Annotated in this window: 13 protein-coding genes; 8 read left to right on the top strand and 5 right to left on the bottom strand. The window is 69.1% G+C overall.

Annotated features, from left to right (window positions below):
- Nucleotides 1-97 precede the first annotated feature (97 nt).
- Nucleotides 98-2458: an endopeptidase La gene (gene lon, locus AB0B64_RS51410; RefSeq protein ID WP_358197408.1), complete on the bottom strand. Its 2361-nt coding sequence runs from the start codon at nt 2456-2458 to the stop codon at nt 98-100.
- Nucleotides 2459-2627: 169 nt separating this feature from the next.
- Here lon and AB0B64_RS51415 point away from each other — a divergent pair, with 169 nt between their 5' ends.
- The 5 genes from AB0B64_RS51415 (at nt 2628) to AB0B64_RS51435 (ending at nt 10642) form a co-directional block, all read left to right on the top strand.
- Complete coding sequence (locus tag AB0B64_RS51415) at nt 2628-3893, top strand: sensor histidine kinase (protein WP_358197415.1); 1266 nt, start codon at nt 2628-2630, stop codon at nt 3891-3893.
- Complete coding sequence (locus tag AB0B64_RS51420; protein ID WP_357946251.1) at nt 3890-4546, top strand: response regulator transcription factor; 657 nt, start codon at nt 3890-3892, stop codon at nt 4544-4546. Before AB0B64_RS51415 ends, AB0B64_RS51420 begins: the two co-directional genes overlap by 4 nt.
- 321 nt (nt 4547-4867) lie before the next feature.
- Nucleotides 4868-5200 carry a hypothetical protein gene (locus AB0B64_RS51425; protein WP_358197426.1) on the top strand — a complete coding sequence of 111 codons (333 nt, stop codon included), beginning with the start codon at nt 4868-4870 and terminating at the stop codon, nt 5198-5200.
- Between the two features lie 197 nt (nt 5201-5397).
- Complete coding sequence (locus AB0B64_RS51430) at nt 5398-9168, top strand: hypothetical protein (protein ID WP_358197435.1); 3771 nt, start codon at nt 5398-5400, stop codon at nt 9166-9168.
- 151 nt (nt 9169-9319) lie between these two features.
- Nucleotides 9320-10642 (top strand): phenylacetate--CoA ligase family protein, encoded by a 1323-nt coding sequence (locus AB0B64_RS51435; protein WP_358197444.1) that lies wholly within the window; start codon nt 9320-9322, stop codon nt 10640-10642.
- Nucleotides 10643-10739: 97 nt separating this feature from the next.
- Here AB0B64_RS51435 and AB0B64_RS51440 read toward each other — a convergent pair whose 3' ends face one another.
- The 4 genes from AB0B64_RS51440 to AB0B64_RS51455 all read right to left on the bottom strand — a co-directional run bounded on the left by AB0B64_RS51440 (nt 10740) and on the right by AB0B64_RS51455 (nt 14520).
- Nucleotides 10740-11804: an LLM class flavin-dependent oxidoreductase gene (locus AB0B64_RS51440; RefSeq protein WP_358197453.1), complete on the bottom strand. Its 1065-nt coding sequence runs from the start codon at nt 11802-11804 to the stop codon at nt 10740-10742.
- A gap of 405 nt (nt 11805-12209) precedes the next feature.
- The gene (locus AB0B64_RS51445) at nt 12210-12335 is read right to left on the bottom strand and encodes a hypothetical protein (protein ID WP_357946240.1); all 126 of its coding nucleotides are present in this window, start codon (nt 12333-12335) and stop codon (nt 12210-12212) included.
- 34 nt (nt 12336-12369) lie between these two features.
- Nucleotides 12370-13314, bottom strand: coding sequence for an acyltransferase domain-containing protein (locus tag AB0B64_RS51450; protein WP_357946237.1), 945 nt, complete (start codon nt 13312-13314; stop codon nt 12370-12372).
- Between the two features lie 351 nt (nt 13315-13665).
- The gene (locus tag AB0B64_RS51455) at nt 13666-14520 is read right to left on the bottom strand and encodes an SDR family NAD(P)-dependent oxidoreductase (protein WP_358197473.1); all 855 of its coding nucleotides are present in this window, start codon (nt 14518-14520) and stop codon (nt 13666-13668) included.
- 443 nt (nt 14521-14963) lie between these two features.
- Between AB0B64_RS51455 and AB0B64_RS51460 the strand changes: the two genes are divergently transcribed.
- From AB0B64_RS51460 to AB0B64_RS51470, 3 genes are all read left to right on the top strand, one after another.
- Nucleotides 14964-15791, top strand: coding sequence for an alpha/beta hydrolase (locus AB0B64_RS51460; protein WP_358197483.1), 828 nt, complete (start codon nt 14964-14966; stop codon nt 15789-15791).
- 103 nt (nt 15792-15894) lie between these two features.
- Nucleotides 15895-16536, top strand: a complete 642-nt coding sequence (locus AB0B64_RS51465) for a biliverdin-producing heme oxygenase (RefSeq protein ID WP_357946229.1) — start codon at nt 15895-15897, stop codon at nt 16534-16536.
- 469 nt (nt 16537-17005) lie between these two features.
- Nucleotides 17006-17608: a TetR/AcrR family transcriptional regulator gene (locus tag AB0B64_RS51470; RefSeq protein ID WP_358197493.1), complete on the top strand. Its 603-nt coding sequence runs from the start codon at nt 17006-17008 to the stop codon at nt 17606-17608.
- Nucleotides 17609-17702: the final 94 nt, after the last annotated feature.

Here is a 17702-nt window from a genome sequence, read left to right on the forward strand (position 1 = left end):
AAGCATGCACGAATCATTCAGTCAAACGAACGGATAATTCGTCCAAAAGCCAAAAGCCCCGCCGTACCGAAGTACGACGGGGCAGATGGGTGACAGGTCAGGCCGCGACCGTGGAGGCGACCTGAGCCGGCGTCAGGGCGATGTCGAGGACCTCGCGCACGTCGCTGACCGGGTGGATCGTCAGCTCGTTACGCACCTCCTCGGGCACGTCGTCCAGGTCCGGCTCGTTGCGGGCCGGGATGAGGACCGTGGTGATGCCCGCCCGGTGCGCCGCCAGCAGCTTCTGCTTGACACCGCCGATCGGCAGCACCCGGCCGGTGAGGGAGATCTCACCGGTCATGGCCACGTCACTGCGTACCGTACGACCGGACAGGAGCGAGGCCAGCGCGGTCGTCAGCGTCACGCCCGCCGAAGGGCCGTCCTTGGGCACGGCGCCCGCGGGGAAGTGGACGTGGACCGAGCGGTCCTTGAACGCGGTGACCGGCAGCTCCAGCTCCGCGCCGTGCGAGCGCAGGTAGGAGAGCGCGATCCGGGCCGACTCCTTCATCACGTCGCCGAGCTGGCCGGTGAGCGTGAGCCCGGTCTCGCCGGTCTCCGGCTCGGCCAGCGACGCCTCGACGTAGAGGACGTCGCCGCCCGCTCCGGTGACCGCCAGGCCGGTCGCCACGCCGGGCACCGAGGTGCGCTGGGTGGCCTCCGGCAGCGACGACTCCGGCACGAACCTGGGGCGGCCGATGTAGCCGACCAGGTCGTCCTCGCCGACCGTGACGGGCAGCTCGTTCTTGGCCGCGACCTTGCGCAGGATGCGGGCGACCGAGCGCTCCAGGGACCGTACGCCGGCCTCCCGGGTGTATTCGGCGGCCAGCCTGCGCAGTGCCGCGTCCTCGACGCCCACCTCGTCGGCGGTCAGGCCGGCGAGGTCGAGCTGGCGGGGCAGCAGGTGGTCACGGGCGATCGCCACCTTCTCGTCCTCGGTGTAGCCGTCGAGCGTGACGACCTCCATGCGGTCGAGCAGCGGCCCGGGGATGGCCTCCAGGACGTTGGCCGTCGCCAGGAACAGCACGTCGGACAGGTCCAGCTCGACCTCGAGGTAGTGGTCGCGGAACGTGTGGTTCTGCGCCGGGTCGAGCACTTCGAGCAGGGCCGCCGTCGGGTCGCCGCGGTAGTCGGAGCCGACCTTGTCGACCTCGTCGAGCAGGACGACCGGGTTCATCGAACCGGCCTCGCGGATGGCGCGGACGATGCGGCCGGGCAGCGCGCCGACGTAGGTGCGCCGGTGACCGCGGATCTCCGCCTCGTCACGGACGCCGCCGAGCGCGACGCGGACGAACTTGCGGCCCATCGCCCGCGCGACGGACTCGCCCAGCGAGGTCTTGCCGACTCCGGGAGGCCCGGCGAGCGCGAGTACGGCGCCGCTGCGACGGCCGCCCACCACGCCGAAGCCCTTGTCCTGGCGGCGCTTGCGCACGGCCAGGTGCTCGATGACGCGGTCCTTCACGTCGGCGAGGCCGGTGTGGTCGGCGTCCAGCACCGCACGGGCGCCGGTGATGTCGTAGTTGTCCTCGGTCCGCTCGTTCCAGGGCAGGTCGAGGACGGTGTCGAGCCAGGTACGGATCCAGCCGGTCTCGGGAGACTGGTCGGACGTACGCTCCAGCTTGTCGACCTCCTTGAGCGCGGCCTCGCGCACCTTCTCCGGGAGGTCGGCGGCCTCGACGCGAGCCCGGTAGTCCTCTTCCTCGGTCTCGGTGGAGTCGCCGTTGAGCTCCTTGAGCTCCTTGCGGACCGCGGCGAGCTGCTGGCGCAGCAGGAACTCACGCTGCTGCTTGTCCATGCCCTCCTGGACGTCCTTGCGGATCGTCTCGGCGACGTCGAGCTCGGCCAGGTGCTCGCGCGACCACTCGACCAGCCTGGCCAGCCGCTCGGCCGGGTCGGCGGCCTCAAGCAGCTCGACCTTCTGGGCCGTCGTCAGCCAAGGGGTGTAGCCGGAGCTGTCGGCCAGCACCGACGGGTCGTCGATCTGGTTGACCTGGTCGACCACCTGCCAGGCGCCGCGCTTCTGCAGGATCGTGGTGGCCAGGGCCTTGTACTCCTTGGCCAGCTCCTGGGCGCGCTCACCGGCGGGGACGGTGTCGATCGTGATGGCCTCCACCCAAAGGGCGGCGCCGGGGCCGGTCGTGCCGGTGCCGACGCGCACGCGGTCGACGCCGCGCACCACGGCGGCGGGCTCGCCACCGGGCAGCCTCCCGACCTGCTCGACAACAGCCTGCACGCCGACCGCGCCATAACGGCCATCGATCCGGGGAACGAGGAGGACCCGCGGCTTGTTGCCACCAGATGCCTGGGCCGCGTCTATGGCAGCCCGCACCTCGGAGTCGGACAGGTCCAGCGGAACCACCATGCCCGGCAGGACGACCTCGTCGTCCAGCGGCAGGACCGGGAGGATCAAGCTCTCACTCATACGAACTCCAAAGGGTTGAGTTATACCGACTCAAGTCATTAGAGCCTCTGATTGTTCCCAGGGTTGCCGATGTTCGCTCACGGCGATCGTAATCATGTAAGCCAGTCATACCTGAGGATGACGACCCAGGGTTGATGCCCGCCCGGCCACGCCCCCGTAGGGTGATCGCGTGTTCTCGGCAGTGGTGCGGCCCTTCGCGCTGGCGCTGTTCCAGGGCGACGCGGACCCCCCGCCGCCCCGATCGCGCTGGCTGCGTTTCCGGCTGCCCCGCTGGCAGCCACTGGCCGGCCACGTCGACCTGGTCCAGGTGGCGGACATCCTGGTGGCCTATATCCTGTTCGCCACCACGTTCTCCCAGCTCGTCAACTGGAACGACGGCGCCAAGCCGCCAGTCGACGACTCGCTACTCTCTCTCGCCTCCGCTGCTCTCTCCCTGCCCGTGGCGCTGCGCGATCGGTGGCCGCTGGGCGCCTGGCGGGTGGCCATGGTCCAGCTGCCGTTCGCGTTCTGGGTGACGCAGACAGTCGGCACCAGCTATCCGCCCTACACGGTCGGGCTGGCGGTGATGTACCTGTTGGTGACCTACTCGGTTGCCGTGCGCGGCGACCGTCGGATCACCGTCGCCGTGTGGGTGATCAGCGTCTTGACCGCGTGGATCGTCCATCCCGACTCGATGGTCCTCGTCACGATCATGGTGACGGTCTCCCTGCTGTTCGGCTACAACGTGCGCGTACGCCGTAACGCCACGACCAGGCTCGCCGAGGAGGAACGGCGCTCGCGGCTCGCCGAAGGCGCCCAAGCCGTGCTCGAAGAGCGGGCCAGGATCGCGCGGGAGCTGCACGACGTGGTCGCCCACCACATGTCAGTGATCGCCATCCAGGCCGAGGCCGTGCCGCTCAAGGCGGCCGGCGATCCCGCCCTGCTGGAGGCGGGCCTGGCCGAGATCCGAAGCCTGTCCCTGGAGGCCATCGCCGAGCTGCGCCAGGTGCTCGGTGTGCTGCGCGACCAGGACGGCCGCACCGACACCGCGCCGCAGCCCGGCCTCGACCGGCTGGACGAGCTCGTGTCCAACGCCCGCGCCGCCGGGCTCACCGTGGGGGTCGAGCTGCCGAAGCAGCCGCTCGGGGCGCTGCCGCCCACCGTCGGGCTTTCCGCGTACCGGATCGTGCAGGAGTCCCTGAGCAACGCGATGCGCCACGCGCCCGGCGCCACGGTCGCGGTCGTCGTCGCATGCGACGGCGACGCCTTACGGCTCCACGTCACCAACGGCGCCGGCGCCACGGCGGGCGGCCCGGAAGGGACTGGACAGGGGCTGGTGGGCATGCGGGAAAGGGCGGCGCTGCTCGGCGGCACGTTAGAGGCGGGACCCATCGAAGGGGGCGGTTTCCAGGTGACCGCGACGTTACCGATCGCCGGGGCGGAGGAGACGGCGTGATCCGGGTGCTGATCGCGGACGACCAGGGAATGGTGCGCACCGGGTTCACGGTGTTCCTGAGCGCGCAGTCCGACATCGAGGTGGTGGGCGAGGCGGCCAACGGCGAGGAGGCGGTGCGACGGGCGGCCGAGCTGCGGCCCGATGTGGTGCTCATGGACGTACGCATGCCGGTCATGGACGGGCTGACGGCGACCAGGCGGCTCCTGTCGTCGGGCGACGGCCCGAAGGTCCTCATCCTGACCACCTTCGACCTCGACGACTACGTCTATGAGGCGCTGCGGGCGGGAGCGAGCGGGTTCCTGCTCAAGGACGCCTCGGCAGTCCAGCTGGCCGAGGCGGTGCGGGTCGTCGCGGCGGGCGACGCCCTCATCGCCCCGGCGGTCACCAAGCGGCTGATCCACGAGTTCGCCCGGCTGGGCGCGCCCCGAGCGCCGACGGTCCGGCGGCTGGCGGAGCTGACGGAGCGCGAGACGGAGGTGCTCGCGCTGGTCGCGCAGGCGATGTCCAACCAGGAGATCGCGGAGAAGCTGGTGGTGGCGGAGCAGACCGTCAAGACGCATGTGGGACGGGTGCTGATGAAACTGGGGCTGCGCGACAGGGCGCAGGCGATCGTGTACGCGTACGAGACGGGACTGGTACGACCGGGCGATTGACCGCGTACGCGACGAACGAAGTGACCCGTGAGCTCTGCGGGACTGGGTACGGAGCAACGCGGGGTTCCCTGAGGAAGGTGACGCGCTCTGGCGGCTTTTGTGGCATTCCCACATCGGGCATGCGCCGATCCGGAAACCAGAGCCTAAACCCGCGTTAACTCACACGCATATCAAAGAAATGCGTTTCACCTGTTAGAAGTTCCAACACCGACCCGCCTCCGAAGAGTTGTTTGTCCAGCACGCCGTACGCGCGCTGGACAATTTCGGGACGGCTAGACCAGGGGATACGGCTTACCGAGTCACCCGACGAAGGGAATCGACATGGAACGACAGTCGCGCAGGAAGCTCGCGAGCGGTCTGGGCCTTGTGACGGCAGCCATGTTCGCAACCGCTGTCATCGCCTCCGTACCCGGCCTGTCGTATGCCTCGACCGCGAGCACCTCGTCGAGCAGCGAGGCCTCCACGATCCTCGCCCCAAACCGATGCCACCTCAGGACAGAGGCCAATCCGAACAGCGTGTGGGTGCCCCCGAACTACGAAAGCTGCTACGACTGCTTGAGCAGAGCGTCCTACCTGCACTCGCAAACCGGCATCGACTACTACTGCACCTACAACCCAAGCAATGGCAAGACCGACCTGCACTACGACCTGTAAGGCCGGATCCAGCCCAGCCCTAGGCTGTCGCCGGCATTACCGGGCGTAAGTCGCGTTGGAGCCGCCCGTCTTCCACGGGGGCGGGACGGGCGGTTCATCGCGTAATCAACTCCCGATGGCTATAGTCGATTCCGGTTGTCAAGCGCCGAACTTCGCAGTTCGACAACCGGCGATCGTACGGCCATGGGGGCGGGTTCATGGGACGACCGGAACGACCGCTCGACCCTGACGCAGGCCCGTTACAGCGGTTCGCGCACGCGCTGAGGCAGTTACGCGCCGGGGCCCCTCGGTCCAGCTACCGCGAATTGTCCAGGCGCGCGCACTACTCGGTGACCGCACTGTCCGAGGCAGCAGGTGGGGGGATCTTTCCCACGCTGGCGGTCACCTTGGCCTATGTCGAGGCCTGCGGCGGCGACACCAAGACCTGGGAGAAACTCTGGCGAGAGGTCGCCGCGGAGCTGGCCGACACCGACGCCGGTGCGGAGGACCAGATGGACCAGGACGCGCCGTACCTCGGCCTGGTCACCTTCGATCCTGACGACGCGGACCGGTTCTTCGGCCGGCGCGAGCTGGTGAACGAACTCTCCGCGCGATTACGCGACACATCCCTGCTCGCGGTGTTCGGCGCCTCAGGAAGCGGCAAGTCCTCCCTGCTTCGAGCCGGCCTGCTTCCGGCGTTGCGGAACAGCGCCGCCTCGGAAAACCTCCACCGGCCGACGCTCCTTCTCACGCCAGGCGCGCACCCCTTGGACGAACTCGCGGTGGGCCTGGCCAACCTCAGCGGAACCTCCGCTCCCTCCCTGTACGCCGACCTGGTGGCCGCCCCTTCGAACGTCCGGCTGGCGATCGGACAGATACTGGCGGGCAGGCCGAAGAGCGTGCGCATCGTGATCGTCGTCGACCAGTTCGAGGAGGTCTTCAGCCTCTGCGACGACCAGAAGGAGAGATCCCTCTTTTTGGACTCGCTGCTCGCCGCGGCGGAGGAGACCAACGATCGAGCCCGCGTCGTCCTGGGAATCCGCGCGGACTTCTACGCCCGGTGCGCTGAACACCCGCCGCTGGTGGCCATGCTGCGCGACCGGCACCTGCTGATCGGTCCCATGGAGGACGACGACCTCCGACAGGTGATCATCGGCCCGGCGCTCCGGGCAGAGCTCAAGGTCGAGCGGGCGCTCGTCGAGACCATCCTCAGCGACGCGAGAGGCGAGCCCGGCGCGCTGCCACTGATCTCCCACGCCCTGCTGGAGACGTGGAAGCGCCGCAAAGGCGGCACGTTGACGCTCGCGGGGTACCGGGAAGCAGGAGGCATCCAGGGCGCCATCGCGCAGACCGCCGAGCAGATCTACGACGGGCTCGACGTCGGTGAGCGAAATCTGGCCAGGAACGCGTTCCTCCGCCTGACGGCGCTGGGGCAGGGAACCGAGGACACGCGCAGGCGCGTCCCGCCGGCGGAGCTGCTGGCGGGGCCGGACGGGGCGGCGATGGCGGCCGTACTGTCCCGGCTGACGGCGGCGCGGCTGCTCACCGTCGACGAGGACAGCGTCCAGGTGGCTCACGAGGCGGTGATCCGTTCCTGGCCGAGGCTGCGGGGCTGGCTCGCCGAAGACCGGGAACTCGTCCGGCTCCAGCGGCGGCTCACCGACGCCGCCGCCGAGTGGGAGCAGCACGGGCGCGAGAACGAGCTGCTGTACCGGGGAACGCGACTGGCGGCCTGGGAGGACCGCGCGCTCGACCGGCTCAACGACCTGGAACACGCGTTCCTGGCGGCCAGCAGGGCACGCGCGCGCCGGGAGCGGGCGGCGGCGGGCCGTCGTGTGCGCGCGGCTCTGATCAGCCTGGTGGTGGTGGCGACCGTGGTCGGAGCGCTGGCCGTGATGGCGCTGGGGAACGCGAACCGCGCGGAGGAGGAGCGAGATCTCGCGTACTCTCGCCAGTTGGCGGCGGACGCGCGTGGCCAGCTCCAGCTGGACCCGCAGCTCGGGCTGCTGCTGGCCCGGCGGGCATACGCGGTCAGCCCAACGGAGGAGGCCACGGCGGTACTCCGGCAGGCCACCGTCGACTCGCGGATCCGGCTCATCGTGCCCATCGCCGCGGGCAAGGTCTGCGGCGTCGCATTCAGCCCGGACGGGCGGCATCTGGCCGCCGGCAGCGGAGACGGCACCGTACGGGTCTGGCAGGTGTCCGTACGAGGGCTGCCCACGGGAGATCCGGTGGTGCTGCACAGCCATGCCGGTGAGGCGTGGAACCCCGTGTTCAGCCCGGACGGACGCTACCTGGCGACAGGCGGCATCGACGGAACGGTCAGCGTGTCTGACTGGGCCGGCGGTGGCGATCCGCTGGTGCTGCGCGGCCATCGTGGTCCGGTGTGGGGCGTCTCGTTCAACCCCGACGGGCAACGCCTGGCAAGTGCCGGGGACGACGGCACGGTGCGGATCTGGAAAGCACCGGATGGCGGCAGGTGGACCGGCAGTTCATCTGCGGGAAGCGGTGCTCCCAAGGTGCTGCGCGGCCACGATGGGCGGGCTCTGCAGGTCGTGTTCAGCCCGGACGGGCGGAGACTGGCCAGCAGCGGCGGCGACGGCACCGTCCGGATCTGGGACCCGGCCGGTAAGGCGAAAACGGTCGTGCTGCGCGGCCACGAGAATTCTGTGGAAGGACTGCAGTACAGCCCGGACGGGCGGAACCTGGTCAGCGCCAGTACCGATGGCACGGTGCGGGTGTGGGACGTGACCGGACAGAATGCACCAGCGGTGCTGCGCGGGCACGACGGCACGGTGGAGGGTGCGGCGGTCAGCCGCGACAGCCGGAGGATCGCCAGCGTAGGCAACGACGGCACGGTCCGGATTTGGAACATGGCCAGCAACATCGACCCGCTCATTCTGCGCGGCCATCGTGGTACGACGTGGAACGCGTCGTTCAGCCCAGACGGGCGTACGCTCGCGAGCGCGAGCGATGACGGGACGATGCGACTGTGGGACGTGGCGTACACCGGTGACGCGATGATCCTGCGAGGTCATACCGGGGCCGTGTACGACGCCGTGTTCAGCCCGGACGGGCGACGCGTCGCCAGTGCCGGTATCGACGGCACGATCCGCGTCCAGAACATCGACGGCAGCGGTGACGCGCTGGTGCTGCGCGGCCACAAGGCGGACGTCCTCGGGGTCGCCTTCAGCCCGGACGGGCGGCGACTGGCGAGCACAGGTGCTGACAGCACGGTACGGATCTGGCACGCCGACGGGACCGGCCAGGCTGTCGTGCTGCGCGGCCACAGTGGAAACGTGTGGAACGCCGCCTTCAGCCCGGACGGCACGCGGGTAGTCAGCGGAGGTGACGACGGCACTGTACGCGTCTGGCACACTGACGGGACCGGAGCGCCGGTCATCATGAAAAGCCCTCAGAGCCAGGTCCGGTATGTCGTGTTCAGCCCCGACGGGCGGCGGGTGGCGAGCGCAGGCGTGGACGGCACGATCCTGATCCAGAACGCCGACGGGACCGGTCAACCTGTCATGCTGCGCGGCCACCAAGGCCTGGTGTGGTGCCTCGCCCTCAGCTCGGACGGGCGGCGGCTGGTCAGCGGGGGCAACGACGGCACGATCCGCATCTGGAACACCGGCGGGACCGGAGACCCGATCGTCCTGCGCGGCCATCAGGGCGTGGTGTGGAGCGTCGGCTTCAGCCCGGACGGGCAGCAGGTCATCAGCAGTGGCAATGACAACACCGTGCGGATCTGGATGCCGGCCGAGGGGCGCGAGCCAGTGGTCTTCAGCGGCTCCGGCACTACGGTCAACTCCGTGAAGTTCAGCCCGGACGGGTTGCGGCTACTGTCGACCTACGACGACGCCACGGTACGGATCTGGCGTTGCGAGGTATGCGGTCCCATGCACCAGGTCCAGGCACTCGCCGCCAAGCGCACCATCCGCGAACTGACCCCCGAAGAACGCAAGATCTACCTCGAACCATCCCCTTGACCTCGGCTGTTCAGCGATGAAGGTGCCTGGAGATCGGCCGAGCGAAGCGCTCCCTGGAGGCAGGCGGGATGACCGCGTGCGTCAACGGCAAACAGGATCTACCGTCTGAGAAATGGACCCGCTTGCGCTATTCCATCAGGTGTCCGCGTCGGTGCCCGCATATAGGGAGTTCCTCGCCGAGCAGGGTGTCAGTCCGGACCAGGTGTCGAGCATGGCCGACTTCGCGCGGTTGCCGCTGCTCACCAAGGACGGCTACCTCAACCGCCACCCACTCCCCCGGCTCTGCCGCGACGGCGTGATCGGCGACATGATCGCGGTCTCGTCCGGTTCGACGGGTACGCCGTCGTTCTGGCCGCGTTCCGTGTCCGACGAGCGGGTGATCGCCGCGCGGTTCGAGGAGGTGTTCCGGGACTCCTTCGAGGCCCGGGAGCGCAGAACGCTGGCCGTCGTCTGCTTCGCGCTCGGCACCTGGGTGGGCGGGCTGTTCACCGTGGCCTGCTGCCGCCACCTGGCAGAGCGCGGCTACCCGATCACTGTGGTCGCCCCCGGGAGCGACAAGCGGGAGATCCTTCGCGTACTCCCGCAACTGGCCCCGTACTTCGACCAGGTCGTACTCCTCGGCTATCCGCCCTTCCTCAAGGACGTCATCGACGCGGGACTGCCCTGGTCCAGGTGGAACGTCAAGCTCGTCACGGCCGGGGAGGTGTTCAGCGAGGAGTGGCGCACGCTCGTGGCGGACAGGGCGGGCATCGCGGACCCGGTGCGCGGTATCGCCTCCCTGTACGGCACGGCCGACGCGGGCGTACTGGGCAACGAGACGCCTCTCTCTGTGGAGATCCGCCGGTTCCTGGCCGGCCGTCCCGGGGCCGCGAGGGAGCTGTTCGGGGAGTCGCGGCTGCCGACGCTCGTCCAGTACGACCCCGAGGTCCGCTTCTTCGAGGAGCACGAGGGCACGCTGGTGTTCTCGGGCGACAATGGCATCCCCCTGATCCGCTATCACATCGCTGACGAGGGCGGAATCGTGCCGTTCGAACGGATGTCACGTTTCGTACGGCACCTCGGCTTCGAGCCTTCGGCGACCGGCCCGTCCCGGCCCTTCGTCTACGTGTTCGGGCGCAGCCACTTCACCGTGTCCTACTACGGCGCGAACGTGTACCCGGAGAACATCTCCGTAGGGCTGCAGCAGCCGGCGGTCAGCTCGCTGGTGACCGGAAAGTTCGTCATGGAGGCGGTCGAGGACGACCGGCGTGACCGGCACCTGACGGTGACAGTAGAGCTCATGCCCGGCGAGAAGCCATCGGAGGAGACGGCGAGGCTGGTGGGCGAGTCGATCCTCGAACAGCTGCTCCGGCTCAACAGCGAGTTCGCGGCCTATGTACCGATGGCCCAGCAGGCGCCGTTCATCCGGCTACGTGAGCTGGGCGACCCCGAGTACTTCCCGCCCGGCACCAAACACCGCTACACCCGAGCGTGACGACCGTCCCGGCAGGCTGATCCCAGACCGGTCGATCATGTCCACCGGAACACCGGTGACAAGATCCGCTGGAAGCTCCCATGGCAGTTGGGTCCGCTCAGGTGAGGAGTTTCGCGAGCTGGGCTATCTCGATGGGTGGGTCGATGACCGGCTGGATGAGCAGTTCGTCGACGCCGGCCTGTTCCAGGGTGGCGATGCGGGCGCGGAGGTCGTCGCGGGTGCCGACCAGGGCCAGGGTGTTCATCAGTGAGGGCAGGATCAGGTCCCGGTCCTCCGGTGCGATGCGTCCGAGGTAGTTGGGGTAGAGCTTGGTGTGCCGGTCGGGTGCGGTGGCGGTGGTACCGCGCCGGTCGAGGAGGCGCCACACCGCCTCGCGTTCCTCGGGGCCGAGTTGCTCGGCGAAAGCGCGTGCGTCGGCGGCGGTGTCGGCGGCGAAGGCCAGCAGCGACAGGACGATGTGGCCGGTTGCGTCCCGGACCGTGTCGCCGCTGGGGTCCTCGTCCTCCTCGAGGATGTGCAGCGCGGTGACCAGGTAGGAGTCCACGCGGGAGTCGGGGCCGTGTGGTGTGTCGTGAGCGGCGTGGCGGCGGGTGTCATGCAGTGCTTGCCAGGCGGTGGGGTCCAGCAGGCCGAAGGAGATCAGGCCGGTGCCGCGGCGGCCGGCGACGGCGGCGGCCTTCGGTCCTAGCGCGGCCACGACGAACTCGATCGGGTCGGCCGTGTTCGCGTGCGCCCCGGTGTGCAGGAACCGGACGTTGCGGACTCGGTCACCTTCGCGGTACTCGATGGTGCCTCCGGCGCACAGGTCCTGCAGTGCGGCGGTGAAGTTCTCCATCATGGCTGTAGTGGTCGGCCGCATGCCCAGTGTGCGCCGGGCGGTGTTTCCGGTGCCGATCCCGCAGATGATCCGGCCTGGCGCCAGGGCGTTGAGGCTGGCGAACGCGCTCGCGGCGGCCGGGGCCGAGCGCAGCGCCGGTGAGGTCACGCCGATGCCGAGCCTGATGCGGCTGGTGGCCTTCGCACACAGTCCCAGGGCGACGAAGGGGTCGCCGTGGACCATCGGGGTGTCGTTGAGCCAGAAACTGTGCAAGCCCAACTCCTCGGCCTGTACGGCGAGCTCCTCCACACCGGGGTGTGCGGTGACCACGACGCCTGCACGCATCAAAACCTCCAAGGCGCGGAAAATCGAGCGCACTCAGCCTGACACCAGACGGCGGATCGAGCACGTCGAGGTCGATGGGACAGTCGGCGCCGAGCGGTTGCGGATGTCGTACGGCGACATCGAAGGCGGAACCCGACAACTCACCCTGAACACCGACAGGTTCCACCGCAACCGTCACTCCGCCTCACCGCGACCGACGCCGACAAACGGCCGCGCGACATGCTCGGCGACACCCGGTGCCGACCTCAACCCCGAGGTAGGCAGCCACCCCTCGTCACGAACGCCCATTCGTCCTTGGCGATCTGGTAACTCCACCCGGAGTCTTCGATCACCCGGGGTTGTCGCCGTTCACACCCGTGAGCCGGGCACACAAGATGGGTCTGGCTGCCGTACGGTGTCGCGGCATCAACGCATCTTGTAGCCCGAGAACACGTTCGCGAGGGCGACGGCGTTGACGGTGATCCCGCGCGCGCGGGCGGGCTGGGCCAGGGAGCGGCTGAGCACCTCGATGGCGGCCTTCGTCAACCTCATCGCACACGACCACTCTGTGGATGTCTCGGCTCGGCTAGATCGGGAAGTGGCCGCGGCGGATGCGCCAGTGGCGGCCGGCCTTCAGGTGGTCGACGATCGCGCGCTGGAGCACGGTGCGGCGCGGTAGCCGGTCGAGCGGCGTGGTCAGGGTGCGGAACACGAACCGCAGCACCTCGACGTCGGCGTCCTGCCCCTCCGGCTCCTCGTAGGGTTCCAGCTCGAACCTTCGCTGAAACCGGACGATGTTGGAGTCCTCAGGCAGGTACTCCAGTAGCTGCGGGTCGAGCAGCCACGAGCCGCAGGAGAACGTCGTGTAGCGCTCGTCGGGAAAGTGGCGTGGGAAGAACGCGCGGGCCTCGTCGAGCGACGCCGCGACCGCCTCCGGGGTCATCGATCCCGACTCGGGGATGTGCAGGCCGATGGTGGTGCCGCCGCGTTGGTGCTGCAGCCGGCCCAGCTCGTAGATGCCGCCGCGCGCGTGCAGCGTCAGCCAGCTCTGCATGACCGGCCAGCCCTCACGCCGCATTCGCCGGTCGATCGCGAGGTTGCGGCCCAGATCCGCGAGGGTCGCCCACGAGACGGCATCGGCGATGCCGTGGTCGCGGTGGTACGCCGTGACCACGTCGACCAGGGCCAGGTACGCGTACACGTAGAGATGCCGCCAGGCGGGGCCCCGTTCGCGCGGCAGCTCCGGACCGGGCGGCAGCCAGCCGTGGCCCCCGAGATCGGCGCGGACCAGGGCGATCGAGCGGTCGAGCAGCCAGCGCAGCTCCGCAGTCCACAAGGGAGAGTCGGGGTCGGGCCAGCCCGCCATGATCTCGGCGGCGTCGTCCGGCCGCACCGCGAGCCGGTCGAGGATCGCGGGCGCGTCGGCCTTGGCGGGCAGCGGAGCCGACGGCCGGTCGCCGGCGAGCCGGTGTACGCGGTCGACGTCCTCGACGGGTACCCCGAGCCGGGCGGCGACGTCGTCCAGATCCACGCGGACGATCCTACGATCACCGGCAACGCTACGGAGGAAAGTCAAGGGATCTACCTCTTGTCCTGTTTTGCTGATCTCCTTCTCTCCTCGACGCGAGAGGACTGCGAGCAGGGTCACCAACTGCCTTCAGCCGGTGGACAGGGCGACGAACGTGTCCTCAGGAGAGGGCAGCTGTCCCGACACCGCCGTTCGAGCCGAGCAACCTCTGGCCCGAAAGCTGTACGGCCGGCGCCGGCCGTACAGCTCACGCACTCACAACCAGGAACCGGGAGGTGCCCCTATTGAGCACCAGCCACCAGCCGGGGGCGTACATCGAGCCGAGAAGGACGACGCGGCTCAGACCTGGAAGGCTCAAACCGCGGCCTGCTGGTCGGTCTTGCCCTGGGCCTCCAACGAAAGGTCTTGCCAGTCGGCCCACATCTTGAGCCGGTCGGCGTAGGCCTGCTGGATCATCGGGTGGAAGCCCTGGCCGAAGAGAATCCGCAGCGGTGGGTTGTCGGAGTCCACCAGCTTGAGCAGCGTCTGGGCCGCCGCGGCCGGGTCGCCGGCGGGCTGCTTGCCGGCCATCGCGCCGAGGCGCCGGCGGAGGCCGGCGTAGGCCGGGTCGGGCTCGGCCATGTGGCCGTTGTCGAGCGGGTCGGGGTTCTTGCCGGAGCGGGTGGCGAAGCCGCCGGGCTCGATGATGGTCACCTTGACACCGAAGTCGGCGACCTCACCGGCGAGAGCCTCGTTCAAGCCCTCCAGGGCCCACTTGGAGGCGTGGTAGGCGCCGCCGAGCGGCATGGCGATGAGGCCGGCGGCCGAGGACAGCTGGATGATGCGTCCCGAGCGCTGCTCGCGCAGGTAGGGCAGCGCGGCCTGGACCACCCACACCGCGCCGAACAGGTTGGTCTCCAGCTGGTCGCGCAGCTCCCGCTCGGTCAGCTCCTCGACCGCGCCGACCTGGGCGTAGCCGGCGTTGTTCACGATGACGTCCAGGCGGCCGAAGTGCTCGGCGGCCCGCGTCACGTTCTCGAAGACAGCGACCTTGTCGGTCACGTCCATCGCAAGCGGGAGCACCGCGTCGCCGTAGGCGGCGACCAGGTCGTCAAGGCTCTCCGTCTTGCGGGCGGTCGCGGCCACCTTGTCGCCACGAGACAGCGCCGCCTCGACAAAGCTGCGGCCCAGGCCGCGGGACGAACCAGTGACGAACCAGACCTTGCTCATGATGACCTTCCATTCTTCCGTTGCTTGCTGCCGGACACGAGACGCCGACGACCTGATCCCTGTGACAGGTGCGGCTATGTGATCTGCGCCATAGAATCCGCCAGGTCCCGCCCCACCCCAGCACCCCGGCCAGCCCGCCGACCCGTCCTCGTGGCTCCCGCCTGATGACCTATCGCGAGGACAAGCCATGACGCGCCGGCCCTACCCGGCCCTCGCCCTACCCGGCCCTCGCCGGCCGCCCCGGCCGTCGGACGATCAGCCCGCCGCGGCGTCGCCTTCATCGCTACCAAGCAGCACCGCCGCTTCCGTTCGTACAACGGGAGGACACGACCCAGATCGCCCACCATGTGCTTGCCGACGGCCTTGTCACCCCCAGGTACTACAAGAGAGTTCAGCCCCAGCGGTGACGCGGTCGACGGCCTCTCTTTCGTAGCTTTCCGAGCATGCTCAGAATCCTCACGCTCGCCGGAAGTCTCGCGTTCGGCGCGGTCCTGGCGCTGCCCGGCCAGCACAGTGGCCGGCTTGTGAAGGTCTACGGCGACCTGGCCACCGCCGATCGGGTCGCCATCGTGGTGCCGGGGGCCGACACCACGGTTGCCACCTTCGAAGCGAGTACGAAGCGGCCCGGAGGCGCGGCGCGGGCGCTGCTGGCCGAGGCCGCCAAGGTGGGCCACGGCGAGCGGCTGGCTGTGATCGCCTGGCTCGGTTATGACGCGCCGCCTACGTGGAGCCTGGGCGCCATCACCGACACGGCGGCCGTCGAGGGGGCTAAGGCGCTGCGCCGTACCGTCATGGAGCTGCACGCGCGGACGTCCGCGCCGATCGCGTTACTGTGCCACAGCTACGGCTCGGTGGTGTGCGCCAAGGCCGGGACGGACCTGCCCGTCGCGGATATGGCGCTGTTCGGAAGCCCCGGCATCGGGGCACCGTCCGATGGAGCACCGTCCGATGGAGCACCGTCCGACCACCATTTGTCCGACGCGTCGTATCGCCCGCCGTCCAACCACAGGGTGTCCGGCCCGACGCCGTCTGTCACCAGAGTGTGGGCGGGTGTGGGTGGTAGTGATTGGATCAGGTTCGTGCCGAAGGTGAAGCTCGGGCCGCTTGGTTTCGGGGCCGACGCGCTGAGTCCCGGGTACGGGGCGCGGGTGTTTGAGGTGGGTCCCGGCGGGCACAGTGACTACTTCACACCAGGCACGCCGTCGTTGCGCAATCTCACACTGATCGCCCTCGGCCGCCCCGGCGATGTGACGGCTGCGGCGCCAGCATGACAGGGTCGGGTTTAATGACAGAGTGTCGTCATCAACTTGACGGGCCCGTCCAGGGTTTGTGACACTTTGTCATGAAAGACCTGGCAACACATTGGGGTGAAGCGTGACGTCGTTCTCCGAGACCTTGAAGAACGCCACTTGGAGCGACCACGAGTCGGCCGAGGATGAGAGCTACCTCAAAGAGCTGATGGGCGGCCGACTGAGCGAGCACGACTACGGCGAGCTCGTCGCCCAGCACTACTTCGCCTATCTCGCCCTCGACGGCGCCGCCAAGGCCCTGGCCGATCACCCGGTTGCCGGCCGGTTCGTCTTCCCGGAGCTCTATCGGGAGCAGGCGCTGGAGCGTGACCTGCAGACCGTCTACGGTGCCGGCTGGCGCGACCGGATCGTACCCTCGAAGGCGACCCGGACCCTGGTGGCGCGGATCGAGCAGGTGGCCGACTGGCCGGGCGGCTATATCGCCCACCACTACACCCGCTACATGGGCGACCTGTCGGGCGGGCAGTTCATCCGGATGGAGCTGCAGAAGATCTACGGCTACCAGAAGGGCGGCGGGGTCGACTTCTACCTGTTCGACGAGGTCGGCAGCCTGCCCCGATTCAAGAGCGAATATCGCGCCCGCCTCGACGCGCTGCCCTTCGGCGAGCGGGAGCAGCATCGCGTGATCCGTGAGGTCAAGCTGGCCTACCAGCTCAACACCGAGGTACTCGGCGAGCTGCTCCACGTGGTCAAGGCCGCCGCGTAGGGCACACCACCGCACCTCTCGCTCCCCGCGTAGCAAGGCACACGGACACCACCTGCAGCAAGGGCACCATGGGTGGCAGGGCACAACCCCTACCACATCGACCCGTATCACCCAGATCCGTACCACCGGCACCACCCGGACCGGGTACCACCGGCACCACGCGTACCACCGGTACCAACGCATACGGCACACCACCGCATTCGCCACACTGCACAACTGCCGGTGAAATGCCAGTGACAATGCGAGGGGGCGCGGGGCGAAGAATGCGAGAGGACGCGGGGTGCCGAGCGGGTCTCAGCGTCCGCCGCTGGCGGGGCTGACCTCGCTGCCTTCGAGGGGCCGGTCCGCCGCCCACGGTACGTGACCGCGCCGCCTTCCAGAGGCTGGTCCATCCCCCGCCTCTCGTGCGCGAAGTCCGGCCTATAGAAGTCGGCTTATAGCTGGATGGGCACCGGCCTACCATGGACGCATGCCCCGCATCTCCGCAGCCACCATCGGTGAGCACCGAGCCCAGACGCGTGATCGCATCCTCGAGGCCGTCGCCCGCCTGTCGAGGGTGCAGGGGATCGACGCCATCTCCATGACGGACGTGGCGAACGAGGCCGGGATCACCCGGACCGTCCTCTACAACTACTACCCGGACAAGGCCGCCCTGCTGCTGGCCTTCACCGAGCGGGTCACCAGCTACTTCATCGAAAGCTACGAGCAGGAACTGCCGGCCGTCGCCTCCCCCGCCGACCGGCTACGGGTGTTCGTCCGGCTGCAGCTGACCGGCCTGCTGGCGCACCCGCACCCGGGAGCGGCGGATCTCAGCGCCGCCCTCGGCCCTGACGCCTACCAGCAGCTCGCCGAGCACGTGGCGCCCATGCAGCGCATCCTGGTGGGGATCTTGGAGAGCGGGATCGAGTCGGCCGATTTCCAGGTGGTCGACGGCGAGGCGACGGCCCGGATGATCATCGCGGTGATCGGCGCCGAGCGGGTGCCCCTGATCAGCGGCGCGGTCACCGTCGAGGCGGCGGAGGCATTGGTGACGGGCTTCGTGCTGAGGGCCCTGGGCAGCACCTCTCCGTGAAGGGGCTGGGGCTCTCCCTCGCCCTCGGCGGACGACCGCTGAGGGTTCCGGGCAACGCTGAGGGTCCCGGGTCGCGCCTCTCCGGGGAGGGGCT

Source organism: Nonomuraea sp. NPDC049129 (genome assembly GCF_040648495.1).
Taxonomy (GTDB): Bacteria; Actinomycetota; Actinomycetes; order Streptosporangiales; family Streptosporangiaceae; genus Nonomuraea.